Below are 21,202 nucleotides of genomic sequence, written 5' to 3'. Positions count from 1 at the left end.
TAAATTTAAATATACTATTTATTCACTAATAATTAGATAAAAAAATAAAATTTTTTAAAACATTAAATTTTGTTAATTTATAAAAATAGATTTTTCTAATAATTATTAAACAAAGTATAATAAAAAATATAAACTTAATAAATTTTGCAAGATATAAAAATAATTACAAATAATATTTGTATGACACACTATCAATTTTAAAAAATGGAAAAAAATGAGTAAAATATATAAAGATAATTCATTCACCATTGGTAACACACCAATTGTTCGCTTAAACAAAATAGGAAATGGAAATATTTTAGCAAAAATAGAGTCTAGAAATCCAAGTTTTAGTGTGAAATGTAGAATTGGTGCTAATATGATATGGGATGCAGAAAAAAAAGGAAATTTAAATAAAAATATTACACTAATTGAAGCTACAAGTGGAAATACAGGAATAGCTTTAGCATACGTTGCGGCTGCTCGAAATTATAATTTAGTTCTTACAATGCCAGAATCCATGTCAATGGAGAGAAAAAAACTTTTAACATCTTTAGGCGCAAAATTAATTTTAACAGATAGTGCAAATGGGATGAAAGGCGCAATTTCTAAAGCAAATGAAATTGTATCTTTAAATAAAAAAAAATATTTTTTATTAAAACAATTTGAAAACCCTGCTAATCCAGAAATACATGAAAATACTACTGGGCCAGAGATTTGGAATGATACAAATGGAAACATAGACATATTAATTTCCGGAGTAGGAACAGGTGGTACAATTACAGGGATTACAAGATATATAAAAAACATCAAAGGTAAAAAAGATTTTATTAGTATTGCTGTAGAACCCTTAGAATCACCTGTAATTAGCCAATTTTTATCAGGAGAAAAAATAAAACCTGGATTACATAAAATTCAAGGTATCGGAGCTGGTTTTATTCCAAAAAACTTAGATTTAAGTTTAATTGACAAAGTGATAACAGTATCAAGTGAAGAATCAATATTATATGCTCAAAAGATAATGCAACAAGAAGGAATATTAGCTGGTATTTCTTCTGGTGCTGCTATCGCCGCAGCTATAAAAATACAAAATCAAAAAAAATTTTTAAATAAAAAAATAGTAGTAATACTTCCTTCTTCTGGAGAACGTTATTTAAGTACAGAACTGTTTACTACATCATTTCAAAATATAAATAAACACTAAAAAATACAACTTCTTTAATAAGACATAATAAATTTTATTATAGAAGTTGTATTTTAACATTTAAATTTTAAGATTTAAAATAGAGATACCCTCTCAAATTGAATATTACTAAGGAAAAAAAATGTTTCAAAACGAAATAAAAATTACCGCATCACATGGATTACATACTCGACCTGCAGCTGAATTTGTAAAAGAAGCAAAAAAATTTCTTTCTGATATTTATATTATTTATAATGGAAAATCTGTTAATGCAAAAAGTTTATTTAAAATTCAAACACTTGGTTTAGTTTATGGAAGTTCAATTACGTTATCTGCAGAAGGAAAAGATGAAAAAGAAGCTATTAAACATTTATCTAAAATAATGACAGAATTAGAATAAATCATAATTAAAAAATAATTTATGAATTTTTATAAAAATACCGGAGGTTTTATACTACTTCCGGATTACTCTTATAAAAAAAATATATTCGCCTGACATTCAATGTTTTCCTCTCTGAAACAAATATCAAATTTATAGTTAAAGGTAATGTTATGATTTCAGGCATTTTAGCATCACCGGGTATAGCTTTTGGCAATGCGCTTTTATTGAAAAATGAAGATATTGTCATCAACCGGAAAATAATTTCTGTTGAAAATATTCAAATAGAAATAAATAAATTTTTCAATGGACGACAAAAATCAGTAAACCAATTAACAGAAATAAAATTAATTACAGAACAAAAATTCGGAACAAAACAAGCAGGTATTTTTGAAGGTCATATTATGCTTCTTGAAGATGAAGAACTAGAAAAAGAAATAATAGACTTGATTAAAGAAAAGAGAATATCAGCAGCAGAAGCAACCGAATATGTGATTAATGCACAAGCTAAAACATTAGAAAAAATAAAAGATGAATATTTAAAAAATAGAGCAATTGATGTAAGAGATATTGGTTTACGTTTATTAAAAAATATACTTAATATTAATATTGTTGATTTAAATAATATACGAAATAAAGTAATTTTAATTTCAAAAGATCTAACTCCTTCAGAAACTGCACAAGTTAATTTGAAATATATCTTAGGATTTATTACAGATTTAGGTGGTCCAACATCGCATACTTCAATTATGGCAAGATCGCTTGAAATACCTGCAATTGTAGGTACTGGAGATATCACAAGTAAAGTAAAAAACTATGACTATATTATTTTAGATTCAATTAATAATCAAATTTTTATCAATCCTTCCACTGAGTTAATAAAAGAAAAAAGAAAAGTGGAAAAGAACTATTTTTTTACAAAAAATAGTTTTAAAAAATTAAAAAATTTACCAGCAACTACAATTGATGGGCATAATATTAAAATTGGTTCTAATATTGGACACATTCAAGATATTGAATCAGCAAAAAAAAATGGTGCTGAATGTATTGGTTTATACCGAACGGAATTTTTATTTATGGGTCGTAATACATTGCCAACTGAGCAAGAGCAATTTCAAGCATATAAAGAAATTGCAGAAACTATGGAAAATAAATCAGTGATTATAAGAACTATGGATATTGGTGGCGATAAAGATCTCCCATATATGAATCTTCCAAAAGAAGATAATCCATTTCTTGGATGGAGAGCTATACGTATTTCGATGGATAGAAAAGAAATTCTACATACTCAATTAAAAGCTATACTTAGAGCTTCTGCTTTTGGTAAAATATACATTTTGTTTCCCATGATTATATCTGTAGAGGAAATTAGAATATTAAAAAACGAAATTAAAATACTACAAAATCAATTAGATAATAATAATATATTATTTGATAAAAATATTAAAATTGGCATTATGATAGAAACTCCTGCATCAGCAATAATAGCCGAATATTTAATAAAAGAAGTAGATTTTTTTAGCATTGGTACTAATGATTTAACACAGTACACTTTAGCTGTCGATCGAGGCAACGATTTAATTTCACATTTATATAATCCTATAAGCCCATCCGTATTGAAATTAATTAAAAAAGTTATCGATATTTCACATAAATATGGAAAATGGACTGGTATGTGTGGAGAATTAGCAGGAGACGAACGTATTACCGTTCTTTTATTAGGTATGGGTTTAGATGAATTTAGTATGAGTTCAACTAGTATTCCTAAAATTAAAGAAAAAATTCGAAAAATATCTTTTTCAAAGGCTCAAAATTTAGCTAAAAAAATATTAAATTTACCTACAACAAAAGAAATATTTAATTTATTAAATAAATTTAATTAAGGGGTCATGTAACTTTAAAAATAAAAAAATTCATGATAGAAGTATTTAGGAGAATAAAATGAGTTTACTATCAGATTTTTTTAATAGAAAAAAATCTAATTTTTTAAAAAAAATAGAAATTTTTGCACCTATATCAGGTGAAATAATAAATATTGAAGATGTACCAGATGTAGTGTTTTCAAAAAAAATTGTAGGTGATGGTATTGCAATTAAACCATCAGGCAATAAAATGCTATCACCAATTAATGGAACTATTGGTAGAATACTTGAGAGTAAACATGCTTTTTCAATTCTTTCAGAGGATGGAGTAGAATTATTTGTACATTTTGGAATTGACACAGTAAAGCTAAAAGGAGAAGGTTTCAAACAAATAGCACAAAATAATCAAAAAGTAAAAATAGGAGATACTATTATATTGTGTGATTTAAATGTATTAGAAAAAAAAGCACGTTCTATTTTAACCCCTGTAGTAATATCTAATATGGAAAATTTTAAAAAAATAGAGAAATCATCAGGTTCTATTATCGCCGGTGAGACAATAATTATGTCTTTATATAATTAATTCTTAAAAAATAAAAACGGTGCTATTATTTAGTACCGTTTTATCTGAATAAGAGAACATAAATGTTTTATATTTATAAATTAATTATTCCTATCATTACTGGAGTAATAGAAGGAATAACAGAATTTCTACCTATTTCATCAACAGGTCATATAGTAATTATTAGTCATTGGCTAGGTATATTAAATAAAAATACAGATGTATTAAAAATCTTTGTTCAATTTGGTTCAGCAATAGCAATATTAATATTTTTTTTTAAAAAAATAATAAATTTAATAAAATTTAAAAAGCAAAAAAAAAGAACAAAAAATATTCATATTTTAATATCTCTTATACCTACAGTATCTTTAGGTTTTATATTTTATAAAGATATCAAATTGTTATTTAAGACTCAAAATATTATGTACGCATTAATTTTTGGGGGTCTTTTCCTTTTTATTTCTGAAGTGTTCAAACCTAAGAAAGCTAAAATTAATTCTATTTATGATATAAGTTTGTTGCAATCATTTATTATTGGATGCTTTGAAACACTATGTTTATACCCAGGGTTTTCAAGATCAGGTGCTACTATAGGTAGTGCAATATTATTAGGTATAGAACGTACTGTTGCAATAGATTTTTCTTTTATTATTTCAATACCTTTGACGATAGGAGCATCGATGTTAGATTTAATAAAAAATATAAATAATATAAATATCAATTATATACCATATTATTTAAGTGGGTTTTTTATATCTTTAATCATTTCTTTACTTTCTATTAAAAAACTAATTAAAATGCTTAATAAAATTTCATTAAAAATTTTTGGATTCTATCGTTTTATATTAGCTAGTTTAATTTATTTTATAAATTAGTAAATAATACATAAATATTATTCAAATCATTTTTTAAAATTTTTCATTCTCCATAAATCTAATTTTTTAATTCTTACTCTATTTAATTCATATTTTATTTGATTTCCTTTTAAACCTTGTTGTAAAATTGACTTAATACATATATTTTGCAGAATATGAAAAGATTTTTCTAAAAATAAACCAGGTGATAAATTAATATTAGCAATATTATTTAATGTATGCTTGTTTAATGTATTATCTAAAAGGTTAAAATTACTTAAAAATGAAAATTTTTTAATACGATCTGGTTTTCTCCAGGCATCTATCTTACAGAAAAAATTTACAATGTCTTTAGAAGATTGGTAGTTTATTAAAGTTAAAAAATTATAAAAACCAGTACTCAATATAGCTACGTCTTTAATATATGTGGGAATATTTAAACGATTACAAAAATTTTTAACAATAGATGCAGCAACTTTATCGTAAAATTTTCTATCAAATATATCGCTTACATTTAAAGAAAAAAACTGAAATAAATAGGCAAAACGTATAGAAATATCTTGAGTTAAAATAGATATTTTAGATAAACCTTTTAATAAAAAAAAATTATTTAAATGATTAAAAGAATTTGTAAAAAATAATTCCTTTTGATATAAAAAATATATCTCTGGAAATATTAACTTAAGTCCTCCACAAGCATGCAATACTTGAAAATAAACATGTGGATTCTTGGTTGTAAATGCTTTTTCAGTTTCACGCCAAATTCTATTTATAGTTAAATGTAGTAGTTCTCCTTTTTTAACTATTTTACGCATTAAAAGTATAGTTTCTTTAGCAACACGAAATCCTAAATGCATTAATTTAGCCGCAAATCTTGCTGTGCGTAAAACACGTAATGGATCTTCAATAAAAGATTCTGAAACATGACGCAATATACGATATTCTAAATCTTGTTTACCTTGGTAGGGATCGATATAATTTCCAAACTTATCTTGAGCAATTGCATTAATTGTTAAATCACGCCTAATTAAATCCTCTTCTAAAGTGATATTTGAACTAAAATTAGTGTGAAAACTAGTATAACCTTTACCTGATTTTCTTTCTTTTCTCGCTAAAGCATATTCTTCATGCGTTTCTGGATGTAAAAAAACTGGAAAATCTTTACCAACTTGTTGAAAATTTTGTTTTAACAGCATTTCTTTAGTAGCTCCTACTACTACCCAATCTCTATCTTTAATTGGTAAATTTAATAATTGATCACGAACAGCGCCACCAACTAAATATATTTTCATAAAAATTTTCTCATAATAAAAATAAAATATTTTTTCAATAAAAAAAATATAAAATACTTAAATGTTTAAAAATTATTTGTAATAATTAAATACTATAATAATTTTATAGATAATATTAATATATAAAATAATAATTATTTTGATAACATCTTAAAGGATTCACGATGAAAAAAAAAATTATTGATTTCAATAATGCACTTGTGCTTGTAGTTGGAGATTTAATATTAGATTGTTATTGGTATAGTAAAAATTATTATATGGTAGCAGAACAATCAATGCCTGTTGCGTTAATTGAAAAAATTATAGAACAACCAGGCGGAGCAGGAAACGTAGCAAAAAATATTGCAGAAATAGGGGGGAAATGTAAAATAATTGGATTAATTGGTGAAGATATTGAAGGTATAAAATTAAAACAACTTCTTAAACATATAAACATTTGCTCTGATTTAATCAGCATAAAAAATAGTCAAACAATTAAAAAAATTAGAATTATATCAGAAAAAAAACAACTAATACGATTGGATTTTGAAGAAAAATATATTTTTAATAATTTTAATTTATTATATAAAAAAATTATAAATTCATTAAAATATTATAAAGTTTTAGTACTATCAGATTATGCAAAGGGTACTCTATTTCATATTAAAAAAATTATTAGTTTAGCAAAAAAAATGTCTATTCATATACTTATAGACCCAAAAGGAATAGATTTTAAAAAATATTCTGGAGCTAGCTTATTAACACCTAATCTTTCTGAATTTGAGCAAATAGTAGGAAAATGTCACGAAGAAAAACAAATATTAACAAGAGGAATTAAATTAGTATCTGAATTAAATTTATCAGCACTATTAGTGACTCGATCTAAAAATGGTATGACATTATTTCAACGTGAAAAAAAACCAATACATTTTCCAGCGATCTCTAAAATCGCATCCGATGTTACAGGTGCAGGTGATACAGTAATTTCTATTATTGCCTCTGCTTTAGCTACAGGTTATTCTTTAGAGGAATCATGTTTTTATGCTAATATCGGTGCAAGTATAGTAATAAACAAAATAGGAACTGAAACACTAAATATCAATGAGTTAAACACAGTTTTAAATATGTAATAAAACATTTAAAAAAAATAAATTTTATATCTAAATATTACATATAATACTTAGATATAAAAAATATATTTTTTTGAATAATATATTTTAAGATTGCTCTTAACTTGTATTCAAGATATAATGTAATTATTTACTTTGTAAGTTATTTTATATATACAATTGTTTTAAAATGATTTATTCACTAGCTTAATTGAATAAGATTTTCAAAATGAATCATAAACTACTTTGTGAATTTGGAAACCCTATAGAACGTGTAAAAAAAGGAATATTAGCTCTTAAATCTGGACAAGGGGTGATAATACTCGATGATGAAAATAGAGAAAATGAAGGAGATCTTGTTTTTGCGTGTGAAAACATGACAGTTGAACAAATGGCTTTAACAATTCGGCACGGTAGTGGTATTGTATGTTTATGCATAACAGAATCTAAACGTAAAAAATTACATTTACCTATGATGGTAAAAAATAATACAAGTACTTATCGAACAGGATTTACAGTTACAATAGAAGCTTCAAAAGGTGTTTCTACAGGTGTTTCAGCTCAAGATAGATTGACAACTATAAAAACAGCTATAGCAGATGATGCTAAGCCTAGTGATTTGAATCGACCAGGTCACGTATTTCCTTTAAGAGCTGATCCAGGGGGGATTTTAGCAAGAGCTGGTCATACAGAAGCAGCTATTGAAATAGTTTCACTCGCTGGTTTTAAACCAGCTGGAGTAATCTGTGAGCTTACTAATAAAGATGGATCAATGTCTCGTGTACCTGAAATTATAAAATTTTCAAAAGAAAAAAAAATGACGGTATTAACTATAAAAGATTTAATTCTATATATTAAAAACAAATAAATTTTCAAAAAATTCTGCTTTATTACAATACAGATAAATTATCTAAAGACCATTTTGGTTTAACTAAAATTTCTAATGAAGAAGAAAAATTTTTTTTGTTATAATATAATGATCCTAAATAAGCAATCATTGCACCATTATCTGTGCAAAATTTTGAAGAAGCATAAAACACTTTTCCATTAAAAACTTTTCTCATCATCACTTCCGATTTTTTACGTAATAATTTGTTTGCACTTACACCTCCGGCTATAACTAAATTACTCCATTTTTTTTGACGCAAAGCTTTTTGTGTTTTAATCAACAATATGTCAATCACTGCATCTTCAAAGGCTTTTGCAACATTTGCTTTTTGTTGAAAATTTAAATTTTTATTTTTAATCATATCAGCAGTAAAAGTTTTTAATCCTGAAAAACTAAAATTTAAATTAGAATGATTTTTCATAGGACGAGGAAATTGTAAATTCATTTTTATACCTTTTTCTGCTAAATTAGATAATTCACGACCATTTGGATATTTTAAATTTAATAACTTTGATATTTTATCGAAAGCTTCGCCTGCAGCATCATCCAATGAATTACCAAGAATTTCATATTTTCCTAATTTGTAAGCAGCAATAATTTGAGTATGCTTACCAGATACCAATAATCCAATAAAAGGAAATGTTATTGACTTACACTCTAACATTGGTGATAATAAATGCGCTTCCATATGATTAATAGGTAAAACAGGAATATTTAAAGCAAAACCTAAAGAACAAGCAAATGTTGCGCCAACTAATAAAGAACCAACTAAACCAGGCCCCGCAGTATATGCAATAAGATTAATATCTTTCTTCATATTTATTTTTTTAAAAATTTTATCTATCAAAAAAATTATTTTTTTTGAATGTTCACGTGATGCTAACTCAGGAATAATTCCGCCATAATTAGCATGTATTTTTTTTTGATTGTATAATTCATTTATTAATAAACCTTGAGCGTTATCATAAACAGCTAAACCAGTATCATCACAAGATGTTTCAATACCTAATACTTTCATTTCTATACCTATTCATTTGATATTAAATAATTTAAAACTGAATAATAAAATAAAATTAAACCATGAAAAATAAATTTACTTATAAAAAAATAATTCCATTTAAAAGATGATACTTTACAATATAATATTAATTAAGATAGGATTTATTTTCTATAAAAAATAACGCTTATTCAATGATTAATTTAAACACTATAACCATAAATCTAATATAAATTATATAATTGAGGTAAATATTGAATGCCAATAATAAAAGTACGTGAAAATGAACCATTTGATGTTGCATTACGTCGTTTCAAAAGATCTTGTGAAAAAGCTGGTATTTTAGCAGAAATACGTAGAAGAGAATTTTATGAAAAACCTACCACTGAAAGAAAGCGTGCTAAAGCTTCTGCTATAAAACGTTTAGCAAAAAAACTGACGCGAGAAAATGCAAAAAGAATACGAATGTATTAAAATATGTTAAAAATATAAAAAATAAACAACCGTTCTTTTAAAAGAACGGAATTCTATTATAAAAAATTTATGTCTGGAAAAATACCTAAATACTTTATCAATGATTTATTATTTCGAACAAATATCATTGATGTTATTAATACACGAATAAAATTAAAAAAAATAGGTAAAAATTATCAAACTAATTGCCCTTTTCATAACGATAAAACACCATCATTTACTGTTAGTTATGAAAAACAATTTTATTATTGTTTTGGATGTAATACACATGGAAATGTAATTGATTTTTTAATAAACTATGAAAATTTAAATTTTTTAGAAAGTATTGAAGAGCTTTCTTTGATACATGGGCTTTCAATACCATTTGAAAAAAATGTAACATCTAAAAAAAATGATTATTTTATAAAACAAAAATTATATTTATTAACCGATCAAATATCAAAATTATATCAAAAAAATTTAATTTTAAATAGCGCTGCTTATGAGTATCTGACTCGTAGGGGTGTTAGTAAAAATATGATGAAATTTTTTTGTATTGGTTTTGCAAGTTTTACTTGGGATTTGTTTTCTAAGCAATTCAATATAAAAAAAGAATTAGAAATAGAACTGTTAAATAATAAAATTATTTCTATTAATAAAAAAAAAAAAATATACGATCCTTTCCAAGGTAGAATAATATTTCCTATACATGATAAATACGGAAAAACTATAGGTTTTGGAGGGAGAACAATACAAAAAACTCTTCCAAAGTATATAAATTCGACTGAAACAAATATTTTTTATAAAGGCAAACAAATTTACGGATTATATCAAGTAAAAAAGAAAGAATTACAACCAAAATATCTTTTAGTTGTTGAAGGATATATTGATGTTATTATGTTAACACAAAATAAAATTGATTATGTAGTTTCCTCTTTAGGAACGTCAATTACAAAAGAACATATAAAAATACTTTTTCGCAATACTGATACAGTTATATACTGTTACGATGGTGATGAGGCCGGTAGAAATGCTGCTTGGAGAAATTTAAAAATTACATTGCCATATATATCTGATAAAAAAACTGTAAAATTTGTAATACTACCTGAAAATGAAGATCCAGACAGTATTATTAAAAAAGAAGGAGCTAAAAATTTTCAATTGCGCATTAAATATGCTCTTACAATGTCTAAATTTTTTTTTAAAAATATTTTAAAAGGAATTGATTTATCATCTAACGATGATAAATTTTATCTAAGTGTACGTGCACTACCTTTAATAAATTCTATACCTAGCGATACAATACGAATTTATTTAAGACAAATATTAGCACGAATAATAGGAATTTTAGATGACTACCAATTTGAAAAATTTTTACATCAACAAAAACAAAACAATAAAATTGTACAATATAAAAGTAAACCAACTTTAATGCGAACTCTTATAGGATTACTTATTCAAAACCCTAATTTGTCAAATTTAGTAACTTCAACAAAAAAATTAAAAAACTCAAAAACAAAAGGAATTCCTATTTTTTTAGAGATTTTAAAAACATGCTTAAAAAACCCAAATTTTAATACGGGTCAATTACTAGAATTTTATAGAAATAGTAAAATAATTAATATTTTAAAAACTTTATCAACTTTAGACCATATGATAGTGGAAGAAAAAATTAAACATGTTTTTTTAGATTTATTAAAAAGTATATATAAAAAAGATCTTGAAAAAAGACAAGAATATTTAATTGCAAAAGAAAGAATTCACGGACTTACGATAAATGAAAAAAAAGAAATTTGGTCTATTAACAAAACAATTAAAAAATAGTGAATAATTTTTTATTTTTTCTATTAAAATCATTATATAGTATACCTTAAAATTAAAATAATTCTATATATTAATTATTGACTAAGTAGTCAATTAATATTCATTATATTAACAAAAATTTGGATATTTTCCTATGGAGCAAAACCCAAAGTCACAACTTAAGCTGCTTGTTACACATGGTAAGGAGCAAGGGTATTTAACCTATGCCGAAGTTAATGATCATCTTCCAGAAGATATTATTGATTCCGAACAAATCGATGACATTATTCAGATGATTAATGATATGGGAATTCAAGTCGTCGAAGAAGCACCTGATGCAGATGATTTAATTTTAAATGAAATAAATACAGACACAGATGAAGATGCAGTGGAAGCAGCGACTCAAGTTTTATCAAGTGTTGAATCTGAATTAGGAAGAACAACTGATCCGGTTCGGATGTATATGAGAGAAATGGGTACTGTTGAATTACTTACGAGAGAAGGTGAAATTGATATAGCAAAACGTATTGAAGAAGGAATTAATCAAGTTCAATCTTCAGTATCCGAATATCCAGAAGCTATTACTTATCTTCTAGAGCAATATGATCGCATTAAAACTGGTCAAATAAGATTATCTGACATAGTAATAGGTTTTGTTGATCCTAATGCAGAAGAACTGTTACCTTCTACCCATAGCAATATGCATTTAGGAGCTGAATTATTAGATGAGATTGCTAACAGTGCAATACACGATCAAGATGAAGAAGATGAAGAAGATGAAGAAAATGAAGAAGATGAAGACAATAGTATTGACCCTGAATTAGCAAACGAAAAATTTTCTGCATTACGTATACAATATACTAATACCAGTAATATGATTAAAATTAAAAATAGAAAACATAAGGATTCATTACTAGAAATTTATAATCTTTCAGAAATTTTTAAACAATTTAGATTAGTTCCAAAACAATTTGATCATTTAGTGAATAACATGCGTAATATGATGGAAAGAGTTAGAACACAAGAAAGAATAATAATGCAATTATGTATTGAAGAATGTCAAATGCCAAAAAAAAATTTTATAAAAATTTTTTCAGGCAATGAGACAAATATCAATTGGTTAATAAAAGAAAAAAATTTAAATCAACCTTGGTCTGAAAAAATACAAAAAATTGAAGAAAAAATTCTTTTAAGTATAAAAAAATTAAGTAATATTGAAAAAGAAACAGGATTAACCATTGGAGAAGTAAAAGATATTAATAAAAGAATGTCTATTGGAGAAGCAAAAGCCAAAAGAGCAAAAAAAGAAATGGTAGAAGCAAATTTAAGATTAGTTATTTCTATCGCGAAAAAATATACTAATAGAGGGTTACAGTTTTTAGATTTAATTCAAGAAGGTAACATTGGTTTAATGAAAGCAGTTGATAAGTTTGAATATCGTAGAGGATATAAATTTTCAACTTACGCAACTTGGTGGATTCGACAGGCTATTACTCGTTCAATTGCAGATCAAGCACGTACTATTCGTATTCCCGTGCATATGATAGAAACTATTAATAAACTTAATCGTATTTCTAGACAAATACTTCAAGAAACAGGTCGAGAACCTACTCCTGAAGAACTTTCTGAAAAAATGTTAATCCCTGAAGATAAAATTAGAAAAGTTTTAAAAATAGCTAAAGAACCTATATCTATGGAAACACCTATAGGAGATGATGACGATTCCCATTTAGGCGACTTTATAGAGGATACGACATTGGAACTTCCATTAGATTCAGCGACATCTGAAAGCTTAAGATCCGCTACACATGATGTATTATCAGGTCTAACAGCTCGTGAAGCTAAAGTTCTACGTATGCGTTTTGGAATCGATATGAATACAGATCATACTCTAGAAGAAGTTGGGAAACAATTCGATGTTACCCGTGAAAGAATAAGACAAATAGAAGCAAAGGCATTGAGAAAACTACGTCACCCAAGTAGATCAGAAGTATTGCGTAGTTTTTTAGATGATTAATATTATTATATGTCACTAATTAAATAATAAAACTTCTGTAATAAACAATTATAACATATAAATTATGTTGTGAATAAAAGACAGAAGTTTTAATTTTATATTATATTAAATACCATCTCCGTATTGAAATTGTTCAATACAATCTAAAAAGTTATTTTGATTTTCTTGAAAAAAAGAAGCTGAATTATTTAATTGTTTTACAATTTTAGCAGGAATACCAGCAACTGTAACACATGGAGGTACATTTTTTAAAACTACTGAACCAGCTCCTATTTTTGTGTGAGAACCAATTTCAATATTTCCTAATATTTTAGCTCCTGCTCCTATACTAACTTTATTTCTAATTACTGGATGTCTATTTTTACTGCTATTTTTACCTGTTCCACCTAAAGTAACAGAATGTAAAATTGAAACATCATCTTCGATAATTACACCTTCTCCAATAACAATACCAGTAGCGTGATCAAGCATGATTCCAGAACCAATACATGCTGCTGGATGGATATCAACTGAAAAAACAGTAGAGATTCTACTTTGTAGATATGTCGATAACGCATATTGTTTTTTATTCCAAAGATAATGACTAATTCTATAAGATTCTAACGCATGAAAGCCTTTAAAATATAAAAAAGGAGTTAAATAATTATTTACAACTGGATCTCTTTTTAAAATAGCTTTTAAATCTTTGACTACTAAATTTAAAATAAAAATATTATTTAAATATATTTTATTAAAAATATTTTGTATATTTTTTTCAGAAATAATAGAAGTAGATAATTTAGTTGATAATATATAACTTAGAGAACTACTGAATGTTTTATGTTTTAATATACTTTCTTTATATAAGCTAGACAAAATTGGTTCTTTTTTTAATTCATTTTGAGCTTCATATAACATTATATTCCATAATTCTAAAATTTCTTTAAAACACATATTGTCTCCTTAAAATAATATTTAAATAAATAATTTATTATTAAATATTTAAAAACTATTATTTTATATTAATATTGTTTTTTTTAAATTCTGAATTTTTATTTAAAATATCATCAAAATTAATGGGAGCAAGATTTAATTGCGGAAAACTTCCAAAAGACACTAAGCTAGATATGCATGCTCTAGCATATGGAAATAAAATGTTTGGACAATATGAACCTAAACAATGTTTTAATTCTATTTCATCAAAGTTGGAAATAAGAAAAATACCTGCTTGATGCACATCACATAAAAACACTAAATCTTTTTTACTTTCTACTATTACTCTAACTTGTAAAACAATTTCAAAAAGATTTAATTGTAATTTTTTAATATCTGTATTTATATTAAATTTCATAGTTGGAATGCATTGTTGCTCAAAAATTTCTGGTGTATTCGGTGCCTCAAAAGAAATATCTTTTACATAAATCCGCTGAATTACAAAAACTTTTTTTTTTAACTGTTCTTCTAACATAAACTATTCCAATTCTTAATATTTAATTAAAATTTGATTTTAAAATATCTAGTAATTTTTTTAATTTGTAATTACAGGAAGATTTTCTATATTCCAAGCATCCATTCCATTTTGTAAAATATAAATATTTTTTATTCCATTATCAATAAACTTTTTAATATATTTATTATTTTTTTCTGATGAATTAATTATAAGAATGACAGGTCTAAGAGTAGATAAATTTAATTCTTGAATTTTTTTTAAAGAAATATTGTTTAATGGAATATGAATTGCATTTACAATATGACCTGCATTATACAATTCTAAAGATCGTGTATCAATTATTTTAGCGTTTCTTTCATTAATTAATTTTATAGCATAAAAATTATTAATTATTTTTGCTTTTAAAAAAAATTGTTTAAAAATTAAAAAAATAGTTATATTGAGCAAAACAAACCATATAATACTAAGGATGAAATTATTAGATATAAAAAATAATATGTCGTTCACAAAAGAAAATCCTACATTTTATAAATGGAAAAATAATTTTATATTTAAATAGCATTAATTTTGGCATTTAAAAAAATTTAAATGCCCTAAAATATAAGATTAAAAGATAACTATTGTACTTTTATGGGCTGGGTAACAAAGTTATACAATATTTAATCGAATTTTTTCTTTTTTAATTGCTTTTTGTACTTGATTGAATGCAACTCCGCCTTTAGCGATACGTTTTTCAATACATGATTCTAAAGTAATATGTTGATATATATCATTTTCTATAAGATGACTATATTTTTTAAATTCAGATAAATCTAAATCTTTTAAAGCTTTCGTTTCATTTATAGCATGCAATACTATTTTACCAGATATATAATGAGCTTCTCGAAAAGTAATTCCTTTTTTAACTAAATAATCTGCTACTTCTGTAGCATTAGAGTAACCTTTTTCTGCTGCTTGATAGCATAGTAGCTTATTTAATTTTATATTTTTTAAAACTAAAATAGCCATTAATAAAGAATTATTCCAAGTTTTAATTGCATCAAAAAGACTTTCTTTATCTTCTTGCATATCTTTATTGTAAGATAGTGGTAAAGCTTTTAAAACAATTAAAATAGAAAATAAAGCTCCATATACACGACTACACTTTCCACGTATTAGTTCTAAAGCATCTGGATTTTTTTTTTGAGGCATTAATGATGATCCTGATGTAACAGAATCAGATAATTCAATGAAACTTGCTTCACTAGAATTAAAAAAAATTAAATCTTCAGAAAATCTAGATAAATGCATCATACTAATTGAAGCCGAAGCTAATAGCTCTATAACATAATCCCTATCTGAAACACTATCTAATGCATTATTAGTAGCAGCACTAAAACCCATATATAATGCTAATTTTTCACGGTCAATATTCCATGCTGTACCAGATAAAGCACCGGATCCTAATGGACTGACGTCTAATCTTTTTAGAGTATCTTCTAAACGACTAAAATCACGCTTTAACATTTCAACATACGCTAAACACCAATATGCAAAAGTAATGGGTTGGGCACGTTGCAAATGAGTATATCCAGGCAATATTATATCATGATATTGTTCAGCAACTAAAATAAATTGTTTTTGAAGATTTAAAATACTTTCTAACAAAATCTGAATATTTTTTTTACACCATAATTTTAAGTCTGTTGTAATTTGATCATTACGACTTCTGCCTGTATGTAATTTCTTCCCTAGTTCTCCTATTTTTTTAATAAGATTTATTTCGACCCAGCTATGAATGTCTTCACAATCACTTTTCAGAATCTTTTCTGGGTTTTCATAAATATCTTGTTTTAAAGAAATCAATGCAGATTCTATTTTATTTTGCTCTTTTTGAGTTAATATACCAATTTCCAAAAGAGTTTTAGACCAAGCAATTGAAGCAAATATATCCTCTTGAGCTAAAATATAGTCAAATGATAAAGAAGTATTAAATCTTTTAAATAATTTATTAGATTCATCGAGGAATCTTCCACCCCAAAGCGACATATATGTTCTCTAATTAAAGTAATGAATTGAATAATAAATTTTTATAAAATTATTTTAACTTATTTAAAGCACGTATTCTAGAAGAAAGAGAAAATAAATGAATAAAGCCTTCTGCATCTGAATGTTTATAAACTTCATCTTTACTAAAAGTTGCATATTCTTGAGAGTATAATGAATGTAAAGATTTTTTTTGAACAGCAATTACATTGCCTTTGTACAATTTTAAAACTACTTCTCCATTTAATGAAGAAGCTAATGAATCTGAAGCAGCTTGTAAAGATTCACGGATTGGAGTAAACCATCGACCATCATAAACTACAGATGACATTTCTAAAGCAATTTTTTCTCGCCAATTAAAACTTTCTCGATCAAACACTAACTGTTCAATTGCTCTTAAAGCAGTATGGATAATAGTTCCACCTGGAGTTTCATAACAACCTCTAGATTTAATTCCAATAATTCTATTTTCAACGACATCTAATCGACCTATAGAATGATTAGATCCAATAATATTTAATTTCTTGATACATTGTAAAGGAGTAAAATGTTTATTATTAATCGATACCACAACTCCTTTATCTATATGAAGTAAAATATATTCTGGTTTTTCTGGGGCATGTTCTGGATCTACAGTCCAACTCCAGCAATCAGAATTTGTTCTATTCCAAGGGTTTTCAAGCAAACCACCTTCTGTAGAAATATGCAAAATATTTTCATCTTTACTATAAATTTTTTCTAATGTTGCCGTAGTAGGAATATTTTTTTTATGTAGGTACTCTAATAGTGATTCTCTTGAATTCAAATTCCAATGTCTCCAAGGAGCTATTACTATAAGATCAGGAGCTAATGCTGAATAAGCCATTTCAAAACGCACTTGATCATTACCTTTTCCAGTAGCACCATGGCATAAAAACTTAGCTCCAATGCTTAAAGCAAATTCTACTTGTTTTTTTGCTATAATCGGTCTAGCTAAAGCTGTTCCCAATAGATAATTACCTTCATATAAAGAACCAGTTTTTAATATAGGAAAAACATAATTTTCTATAAATTCATTTTTTAAATCAAAAATATGACAACTTGACGCACCAGATTGCAAGGCTTTTTCATTAATACCATCTAAATCATTTTTTGATTGACCGATATCTGCTACAAAAGCAATAACATCTACTTTATGAGTTTCTTTTAACCAAGGAATGATAGCAGAAGTATCTAAACCACCTGAATATGCTAATACAACTTTTTCAAGATTATTATTCATTTTTCTATACCTATACTGTAATTGAACTATACTAAAACTCGTGTCCCAATATTTTTTCCATTAAATAAAAATTTTAAATTTTCTGTATTTTGCCAACTTGCAATATCTACCGAACGATTTAAACTTGCAGCTGCATCTAAAGCTGCATGCACTTTAACAATCATACCATCAGTAATAATTCCTTGAGAAATTAATTTTTTAGCTTTTGCATTATTAATTTCTTTAATTCTTTGTCCTTTACCATCTAATATTGAACTAATATCTGACAATAAAATTAAATGAGCTTCTAAAGTTTTTGCTAATGCTGTTGCAGCTAAATCAGCATTTACATTCATTAATTTTCCATCACTAGTTATACCTATAGAACTTATAATTGGCAAAATATTTTGTTTAAATAAATGTAATAAAAAAACAGGAGATCCTGGCGTAATTTTTCCAACATGACCTAAATCTTTATCTAATATATCTATGTTTGTACTTTTTCCATCAGATAAGCATAATCCTATAGCATTAATTTTACTTGTTAATGCCCATGCTAAAAGAATTTTGTTAGCTGTTCCAGCTAAAACACCTGTAATAATATTAATATGTTCATAAGGAGTAATACGTAGTCCATTTTTTTTTTTAACTGGTAAAGATAGCTTATTCATTAAATTATCTATTAATCGTCCACCTCCGTGAACAATTAAAATATCTCGTTTATTAGATTTTTGATAATCATAAATAGCTTTAAATAAATCTATCATTGCATCGTTACTTTCTAAAAGAACACCGCCTAACTTAATAACTAAAGGACAAATCATTAAATACCTCATCAAATAATTGATTCTGTTTCAGAAAAGCCAAAACGAATATTAAAACATTGTACTGCTTGAGCAGCCGCTCCTTTTAATAAATTATCTTCAGCTGTTATAATAACAAGATATTCATTATTAATAGTAAATCCAATGTCACAAAATGGTAATTTCACTATTCCTTTAATACTTGGAAAAGTATTTTGATGTATTCTAATTAATGATTTATCTTTATAAAAATCATTATATATATTATAGATTTGAGTTAATTTAAGATTTTTTGTTAATTTGCATGTGATAGTAGCGATGATACCTCTTGAAAACGGTCCTAAATGTGGAATAAAAATTACTGGAATTCCTAACTTTTCTATCATTTCGGGAGTATGACGATGCTTAAAAATATTATATGGAGCTAAACTAACTTCACAAAAACTATTATTAATATTTGGATGTCTACCAGCTCCACTGACACCGCTAACAGCATTGATTATAGGAATATATGATTTAGATAAAACATTCACTTCTATCAATGGTTTTAGTGCTAATTGTATACAAGTGGCATAACAACCCGGTACAGCAATTAATTTAGCTTTTTGAATTTTTTTATAGTTCCATTCAGCTAATCCATAAACAGATTTTTTTAAGATATTTTTATAGAGGTGAACAAAACCATAATATTCTGAATAAACATTAACATTATTCATCCTATATGCACCAGATAGATCTAATACAAAACAATTATACTTCATAAAAAAAGGAACTAAGGCATGACTAACATGATGGTCTGTAGCCAAAAATACAGCATCTATATGCTCTTTAATTAAAAAAAAATTTTCAATAGACTCAAATGGCAAATTTATAATGTTCGTGTATTCTGGATGTAAATCAGAAAACAATTTTCCTATATTTATACTATCTTTAGAAACAAAAATTTTTTTTATTTTAGCAAATTTATGATGATAAATATAATTAACTAACTCTGCTCCCGAGTATCCACTTCCACCAACAATTAAAACATTTAACATACGTTTAAAAACCTTAGAAAATAAAAAATGAGTTTATTAAATTATTTAAATAAAAAATAATCTACACTTATTGTTAATTTTATTAGTATTTTTACTTTATAAGAAAGATATGTTTTAATAGATAAAAATCCTAATAAGTTTTATCAGATGACAAGAAAAATACCTTCTTTTATTGAAATATATAAATCATTGATTCAAATACCTACAATTAGCAGTGAAAACAAAACAATAGATTTAAGTAACAAAATTTTAATTGATTTACTATCAAATTATTTTTCAGAATTAAATTTTTCAATACAAATAAAAAATATACCTAATACAAATAAATTTAATATGTTATCCTCGTTTGGAGTAGGAAGAGGAGGATTATTATTTTCGGGTCATACAGATACTGTCAATTTTGACGAAAATACATGGACTACAGATCCTTTTAAATTAACTGAAAAAAATGATAAAATATATGGATTAGGTGTAGTAGATATGAAAGGATTTTTTGCTTTTTTATTAGATGTGATATCCTCTATAAATATAAAAAAAATTAAAAAACCAATTTATATACTTGCTACTGCTAATGAAGAAACAGATATGTCTGGAGCAAGATATTTTTCTAAATCTACAAAGATTAAACCAGATTGTATTATCATTGGTGAGCCAACATGTTTAAAAATAATAAATGCTCATAAAGGTCATATTGCATATAAAATTGATATTTTTGGAGATACTGGGCATTCAAGCAATCCTTCTAATGGTGTGAATAGCATTGAAATTTCATATGAAATAATAAAACAGTTAATTAACTTAAAAAAATATATAAAACAAAAATACTTACATCAAGATTTTTCTATCTCGCATCCAACTATGAACTTTGGATCTATACAAGGTAATGCTCCAATCAATCGTATTTGTTCATTATGTAGTATAACTTTTGAAATACGACCTATACCTCAGCTAAGCTTTGAAACACTTGAAACGTTATTAAAAGACACACTAAAAAAAATTAAAAAAAAATGGCCAAATCGAATTTTTTTAAAAAATATTTTTTTTCCTATTCCTGCGTATGAAATATCTAAAAAACATCATATAGTTAAAAAAATAGAAAATCTCTTTAAAATAAAATCTACAACTGTGAATTATTGCACAGAAGCACCATTTTTAAAAAAAATTGCACCTACATTAATTTTAGGTCCTGGTTCTATTGATCAAGCACATCACCCAGACGAATATCTACATTATTCTTTCATTGATCCTACAAAAAATATTCTAAAAAAATTGATCGTTAAATTTTGCTGTTAAAATAAAATAATTTATAT

The 21,202-nt window shown here is 25.6% G+C and carries 20 protein-coding genes; 11 read left to right on the top strand and 9 right to left on the bottom strand.

The window, feature by feature from the left end; translation table 11 throughout:
• Positions 1-214 precede the first annotated feature (214 nt).
• From cysK to D9V63_RS00315, 5 genes are all read left to right on the top strand, one after another.
• Positions 215-1,183 carry a cysteine synthase A gene (gene cysK / locus D9V63_RS00335; RefSeq protein WP_158368334.1) on the top strand — a complete coding sequence of 323 codons (969 nt, stop codon included), beginning with the start codon at positions 215-217 and terminating at the stop codon, positions 1,181-1,183.
• A 121-nt stretch (positions 1,184-1,304) separates the two neighbouring features.
• Positions 1,305-1,562 (top strand): HPr family phosphocarrier protein, encoded by a 258-nt coding sequence (locus D9V63_RS00330; RefSeq protein WP_158368332.1) that lies wholly within the window; start codon positions 1,305-1,307, stop codon positions 1,560-1,562.
• Positions 1,563-1,714: 152 nt separating this feature from the next.
• Positions 1,715-3,424 carry a phosphoenolpyruvate-protein phosphotransferase PtsI gene (gene ptsI, locus D9V63_RS00325; protein WP_158368330.1) on the top strand — a complete coding sequence of 570 codons (1,710 nt, stop codon included), beginning with the start codon at positions 1,715-1,717 and terminating at the stop codon, positions 3,422-3,424.
• 58 nt (positions 3,425-3,482) lie between these two features.
• The gene (gene crr / locus D9V63_RS00320; protein ID WP_158368328.1) at positions 3,483-3,986 is read left to right on the top strand and encodes a PTS glucose transporter subunit IIA; all 504 of its coding nucleotides are present in this window, start codon (positions 3,483-3,485) and stop codon (positions 3,984-3,986) included.
• A 62-nt stretch (positions 3,987-4,048) separates the two neighbouring features.
• Positions 4,049-4,840 carry an undecaprenyl-diphosphate phosphatase gene (locus D9V63_RS00315; protein WP_158368326.1) on the top strand — a complete coding sequence of 264 codons (792 nt, stop codon included), beginning with the start codon at positions 4,049-4,051 and terminating at the stop codon, positions 4,838-4,840.
• Positions 4,841-4,866: 26 nt separating this feature from the next.
• Here D9V63_RS00315 and D9V63_RS00310 read toward each other — a convergent pair whose 3' ends face one another.
• Complete coding sequence (locus D9V63_RS00310) at positions 4,867-6,111, bottom strand: tRNA CCA-pyrophosphorylase (protein ID WP_158368324.1); 1,245 nt, start codon at positions 6,109-6,111, stop codon at positions 4,867-4,869.
• Between the two features lie 164 nt (positions 6,112-6,275).
• Here D9V63_RS00310 and rfaE1 point away from each other — a divergent pair, with 164 nt between their 5' ends.
• Both rfaE1 and ribB read left to right on the top strand, forming a co-directional pair.
• Positions 6,276-7,220, top strand: coding sequence for a D-glycero-beta-D-manno-heptose-7-phosphate kinase (gene rfaE1 / locus D9V63_RS00305; protein WP_158368322.1), 945 nt, complete (start codon positions 6,276-6,278; stop codon positions 7,218-7,220).
• Positions 7,221-7,428: 208 nt separating this feature from the next.
• Positions 7,429-8,067, top strand: coding sequence for a 3,4-dihydroxy-2-butanone-4-phosphate synthase (gene ribB / locus D9V63_RS00300; RefSeq protein ID WP_158368320.1), 639 nt, complete (start codon positions 7,429-7,431; stop codon positions 8,065-8,067).
• Between the two features lie 22 nt (positions 8,068-8,089).
• Here ribB and tsaD read toward each other — a convergent pair whose 3' ends face one another.
• On the bottom strand, positions 8,090-9,106 hold the full coding sequence (gene tsaD, locus D9V63_RS00295; RefSeq protein WP_158368318.1) for a tRNA (adenosine(37)-N6)-threonylcarbamoyltransferase complex transferase subunit TsaD: 1,017 nt from the start codon (positions 9,104-9,106) through the stop codon (positions 8,090-8,092).
• A 237-nt stretch (positions 9,107-9,343) separates the two neighbouring features.
• On the opposite strand from tsaD, the gene rpsU reads away from it, so the two are divergent.
• The 3 genes from rpsU (at position 9,344) to rpoD (ending at position 13,358) form a co-directional block, all read left to right on the top strand.
• A complete protein-coding gene (gene rpsU / locus D9V63_RS00290; RefSeq protein ID WP_053940044.1) occupies positions 9,344-9,559 on the top strand; it encodes a 30S ribosomal protein S21 in 216 nt (71 codons plus the stop codon).
• A gap of 69 nt (positions 9,560-9,628) precedes the next feature.
• Positions 9,629-11,362 (top strand): DNA primase, encoded by a 1,734-nt coding sequence (dnaG, locus tag D9V63_RS00285; protein ID WP_158368316.1) that lies wholly within the window; start codon positions 9,629-9,631, stop codon positions 11,360-11,362.
• Between the two features lie 133 nt (positions 11,363-11,495).
• Positions 11,496-13,358, top strand: a complete 1,863-nt coding sequence (gene rpoD, locus D9V63_RS00280; protein WP_158368314.1) for an RNA polymerase sigma factor RpoD — start codon at positions 11,496-11,498, stop codon at positions 13,356-13,358.
• 105 nt (positions 13,359-13,463) lie between these two features.
• Here the strand turns inward: rpoD and cysE are convergent, their stop codons facing one another.
• The 7 genes from cysE to argC form a co-directional block, all read right to left on the bottom strand.
• Positions 13,464-14,291: a serine O-acetyltransferase gene (gene cysE / locus D9V63_RS00275; RefSeq protein WP_158368311.1), complete on the bottom strand. Its 828-nt coding sequence runs from the start codon at positions 14,289-14,291 to the stop codon at positions 13,464-13,466.
• A 58-nt stretch (positions 14,292-14,349) separates the two neighbouring features.
• Positions 14,350-14,805 carry a protein-export chaperone SecB gene (gene secB, locus D9V63_RS00270; RefSeq protein ID WP_158368309.1) on the bottom strand — a complete coding sequence of 152 codons (456 nt, stop codon included), beginning with the start codon at positions 14,803-14,805 and terminating at the stop codon, positions 14,350-14,352.
• A gap of 60 nt (positions 14,806-14,865) precedes the next feature.
• Positions 14,866-15,294, bottom strand: coding sequence for a rhodanese-like domain-containing protein (locus tag D9V63_RS00265; protein ID WP_158368307.1), 429 nt, complete (start codon positions 15,292-15,294; stop codon positions 14,866-14,868).
• Positions 15,295-15,435: 141 nt separating this feature from the next.
• A complete protein-coding gene (gene argH / locus D9V63_RS00260) occupies positions 15,436-16,815 on the bottom strand; it encodes an argininosuccinate lyase (RefSeq protein ID WP_158368305.1) in 1,380 nt (459 codons plus the stop codon).
• A 49-nt stretch (positions 16,816-16,864) separates the two neighbouring features.
• Positions 16,865-18,073: an argininosuccinate synthase gene (locus D9V63_RS00255; RefSeq protein WP_158368303.1), complete on the bottom strand. Its 1,209-nt coding sequence runs from the start codon at positions 18,071-18,073 to the stop codon at positions 16,865-16,867.
• 26 nt (positions 18,074-18,099) lie between these two features.
• Positions 18,100-18,873 carry an acetylglutamate kinase gene (gene argB / locus D9V63_RS00250; RefSeq protein ID WP_158369267.1) on the bottom strand — a complete coding sequence of 258 codons (774 nt, stop codon included), beginning with the start codon at positions 18,871-18,873 and terminating at the stop codon, positions 18,100-18,102.
• Between the two features lie 14 nt (positions 18,874-18,887).
• Positions 18,888-19,892: an N-acetyl-gamma-glutamyl-phosphate reductase gene (gene argC, locus D9V63_RS00245; RefSeq protein WP_158368301.1), complete on the bottom strand. Its 1,005-nt coding sequence runs from the start codon at positions 19,890-19,892 to the stop codon at positions 18,888-18,890.
• 147 nt (positions 19,893-20,039) lie between these two features.
• On the opposite strand from argC, the gene argE reads away from it, so the two are divergent.
• Positions 20,040-21,185: an acetylornithine deacetylase gene (gene argE, locus D9V63_RS00240; RefSeq protein WP_158368299.1), complete on the top strand. Its 1,146-nt coding sequence runs from the start codon at positions 20,040-20,042 to the stop codon at positions 21,183-21,185.
• Positions 21,186-21,202: the final 17 nt, after the last annotated feature.

Origin of the sequence: Buchnera aphidicola (Aphis nasturtii) (genome assembly GCF_005083345.1) — a bacterium.
Lineage (GTDB): Bacteria > Pseudomonadota > Gammaproteobacteria > Enterobacterales > Enterobacteriaceae > Buchnera > Buchnera aphidicola_R.
This window is presented reverse-complemented; position numbering and strand designations above follow the sequence as displayed.

Coding starts and splice junctions, on each gene's coding strand:
- crr (WP_158368328.1), top strand. CDS start 3,483: ATGAGTTTACTATCAGATTTTTTTAATAGAAAAAAATCTAATTTTTTA.
- D9V63_RS00255 (WP_158368303.1), bottom strand. CDS start 18,073: ATGAATAATAATCTTGAAAAAGTTGTATTAGCATATTCAGGTGGTTTA.
- dnaG (WP_158368316.1), top strand. CDS start 9,629: ATGTCTGGAAAAATACCTAAATACTTTATCAATGATTTATTATTTCGA.
- secB (WP_158368309.1), bottom strand. CDS start 14,805: ATGTTAGAAGAACAGTTAAAAAAAAAAGTTTTTGTAATTCAGCGGATT.
- argE (WP_158368299.1), top strand. CDS start 20,040: ATGACAAGAAAAATACCTTCTTTTATTGAAATATATAAATCATTGATT.
- tsaD (WP_158368318.1), bottom strand. CDS start 9,106: ATGAAAGTATTAGGTATTGAAACATCTTGTGATGATACTGGTTTAGCT.
- cysK (WP_158368334.1), top strand. CDS start 215: ATGAGTAAAATATATAAAGATAATTCATTCACCATTGGTAACACACCA.
- ptsI (WP_158368330.1), top strand. CDS start 1,715: ATGATTTCAGGCATTTTAGCATCACCGGGTATAGCTTTTGGCAATGCG.
- D9V63_RS00310 (WP_158368324.1), bottom strand. CDS start 6,111: ATGAAAATATATTTAGTTGGTGGCGCTGTTCGTGATCAATTATTAAAT.
- argH (WP_158368305.1), bottom strand. CDS start 16,815: ATGTCGCTTTGGGGTGGAAGATTCCTCGATGAATCTAATAAATTATTT.
- rfaE1 (WP_158368322.1), top strand. CDS start 6,276: ATGAAAAAAAAAATTATTGATTTCAATAATGCACTTGTGCTTGTAGTT.
- ribB (WP_158368320.1), top strand. CDS start 7,429: ATGAATCATAAACTACTTTGTGAATTTGGAAACCCTATAGAACGTGTA.
- argC (WP_158368301.1), bottom strand. CDS start 19,892: ATGTTAAATGTTTTAATTGTTGGTGGAAGTGGATACTCGGGAGCAGAG.
- cysE (WP_158368311.1), bottom strand. CDS start 14,291: ATGTGTTTTAAAGAAATTTTAGAATTATGGAATATAATGTTATATGAA.
- D9V63_RS00330 (WP_158368332.1), top strand. CDS start 1,305: ATGTTTCAAAACGAAATAAAAATTACCGCATCACATGGATTACATACT.
- rpsU (WP_053940044.1), top strand. CDS start 9,344: ATGCCAATAATAAAAGTACGTGAAAATGAACCATTTGATGTTGCATTA.
- rpoD (WP_158368314.1), top strand. CDS start 11,496: ATGGAGCAAAACCCAAAGTCACAACTTAAGCTGCTTGTTACACATGGT.
- D9V63_RS00315 (WP_158368326.1), top strand. CDS start 4,049: ATGTTTTATATTTATAAATTAATTATTCCTATCATTACTGGAGTAATA.